The sequence below is a fragment of the Oleiphilus sp. HI0117 genome, from assembly GCF_001635235.1.
Genome location: NZ_LWGA01000952.1, coordinates 1 through 835, shown reverse-complemented (window position 1 = coordinate 835; position 835 = coordinate 1). Strand labels below are relative to the sequence as shown.

At 44.2% G+C, this 835-nt stretch carries 1 protein-coding gene; it reads left to right on the top strand.

What is annotated here, in order from left to right:
* On the top strand, positions 1-835 hold an 835-nt coding region (locus A3757_RS17045), incomplete at both ends, for a Mur ligase family protein (protein WP_255374991.1).

The window sequence follows — 835 nt, the reverse complement described above, 5'->3', positions numbered from 1 at the left end:
CTTTGATAAGCGTTCGAAATTTGTCCATTATCGCCCTCGCACTTTTATTGTTAATAACCTTGAGTTCGATCATGCAGACATCTTCGCTGATCTTGCTGCAATCCAGACTCAATTTCACCATGTTATTCGAACCATTCCAGAAAATGGGCGAGTAATTTATCCAGAGAATGTGACGGCCATTGATCAGGTAATCGAAAAAGGTTGCTGGTCTGAGCAGGAAGTATTTTCTGATGATCAAAGTACAACAGATAAAGCTATCTGGAAAAAGCTAAGTGAGTCAGGCAGTTCATTTCAACTGATCTTGGCAAATGAAACCGTACAAGTCGATTGGAACATGACTGGCGACCATAATGTTCAAAACGGTGTTGCAGCAATGCTGGCTGCTCGCCATGTTGGCGTAAGTCTAAAACATGGTGCCGAGGCCTTATCCTGTTTTGGTGGTGTGAAGCGACGCATGCAGTTGTTGGCTTCGGTTAATGATGTACATGTTTATGATGACTTCGCCCATCACCCGACGGCTATCCAAACCACCTTGGCTGGCTTGCGTAATAAGGTTGGTCAGGATAAGATGATTATTGCGCTAATCGAACCTCGTTCAAATACCATGAAGATGGGTGTTCATGCTCAGACGCTATTAGCCAGTGCTGAAGAGGCCAATCATGTGGTTTGGGCAGACTTGTCGGATATGACTTGGTTGGATGACTTGATTGCTCAAACGGCAAGCAAGCAAAGCACTAAGCATGAGCTTGGCAATACCCTTAATGACTTAATCAATAAGGTAAAGTCTAAGCTCTCGGGTGAAAGTCATATTGTGATCATGAGCAATGGCGGCTTC